Raw genomic sequence first — 1657 nt, 5'->3', positions numbered from 1 at the left:
CCCCCTATGGCAGGATAGTTGTCACCCCTAAAGAATAATCCAAATGGGGGTAATGAGGATCAATCATGCCACGTTATAGTGAAGAGCGTAAACAGATCATACTCAGCAAACTGCTACCACCGCTGAGCCTAACCGTTGCCCAAGTTTCAAGAGATGAAGGCATCGGACTACAGACCCTGTATAATTGGCGTGCCCAAGCCCGACAAAAAGGCCACCCTATGCCTGGACACAATAAAACCCCCGATGACTGGACAAGTGAAACCAAACTTGCCACCATCATAGAGACTGCCGCCCTAAGCGAAGCTGAGCTTAGCGAATACTGCCGCAGCAAAGGTCTCTACGTTGAGCAAATCAAAGCTTGGCGCGCGGACGCCCTCAAAGGCTTTAGCAGCAGCAAACAACAAAGCCTTAAAGACAAACGTCAACAACAAACCGATCGCAAACAGATCAAACAACTCACCCGAGAGCTTGCCCGAAAGGAGAAGGCCCTAGCTGAAACTGCCGCCTTGTTGGTACTCAGAAAAAAGTTGGAAGCGTTTTGGGAGGAGCACGAGGACGACTGACCTTGCTCCCTAAGCGCAAGCAATACATAGACTGGATACAAGAGGCCAATCGATCAGGTGCCAGAGTTACTCTTGCCTGTATTGAGGTTGGCATCAGCATCCGCACCTATCGGCGCTGGTACCGCGCAGGTCAGCTCTCTCATGACAAGCGCCCCGATGCCGTACGGTCAGCACCCAAGAACAAACTGACAGAAGCTGAACAAGCCGCGATTATTGCTGTGTGTAATCAGCCCCGCTTTGCCAGTTTGCCGCCGACCCAAATTGTACCGACTCTGCTGGATGAGGGGGTATATTATGCCTCTGAATCCACCTTCTATCGAGTGCTAAAGCAGCATAGCCAACTCAACCATCGTGGTCGTGCGCTAGCCCCTAAGCCCTCAAGCGCCCCGCAGACCTTTACCGCCACTGCTGCCTGCCAAGTGTTCTGCTGGGACATCACCTATTTGCCAAGTCCAGTTCGTGGTCAGTTCTATTATTTGTATATGATAGAGGATGTCTATAGTCGTAAGATTGTCGGCTGGGAGGTCTACGACTGTGAGTCAGGAGCATTGGCCGCTAAGCTGCTTGAGCGGACTTTGATCAGTGAGCAATGCTTGCACACCGGTGTGGTACTACATTCAGACAATGGTGCACCGATGAAAGCGCAAACCATGCGTATGAAGGCTTATGAGCTTGGGGTTGTGAGCTCATACAGCAGACCGCGTGTCAGTAATGACAATCCCTTTGCAGAATCGCTGTTTAAAACCTGCAAGTATCGCCCTAATTGGCCCACCGAAGGCTTTAAAAGCGTTGAGGCGGCAAGAACATGGGTGCTGACATTCACACGTTGGTACAATGATGAGCACAAGCACAGTCAGCTTAACTTTGTGACGCCCAATCAGCGCCATACGGGCGAGGATAAGGAAATACTAGCCAAACGTCATGAGACGATGCAGCGTGCTAAAGCCCAAAACCCGATACGCTGGGGTAGTCAAGAGGTGAGAGATTGCGAGCCTGTGGGTCCGACAACACTAAACCCTGTAAAAGAGCAACAACAGGATCAATTACGAGCCGCTTAATTTAGTTTATGGTGACAACTAGCTTGAAAAACTCCG

Annotated in this window: 1 protein-coding gene; it reads left to right on the top strand. The window is 50.7% G+C overall.

Annotation, left to right across the window (positions count from 1 at the left end; translation table 11 throughout):
• Window positions 1–65 precede the first annotated feature (65 nt).
• A protein-coding gene (locus tag EI162_RS14080; RefSeq protein ID WP_225737015.1) for an IS3 family transposase occupies window positions 66–1621 on the top strand; the annotation gives its coding sequence in 2 pieces (ribosomal slippage) (window positions 66–519 and window positions 519–1621; 1557 coding nt in all).
• The last annotated feature ends 36 nt before the right edge of the window (window positions 1622–1657 follow it).

The sequence above is a fragment of the Psychrobacter sp. FME6 genome (assembly GCF_014861365.1).
Taxonomy (GTDB): Bacteria; Pseudomonadota; Gammaproteobacteria; order Pseudomonadales; family Moraxellaceae; genus Psychrobacter.
Note: the sequence above shows the minus strand (reverse complement) of the source record. Positions and strands in the feature narration are given on the sequence as shown.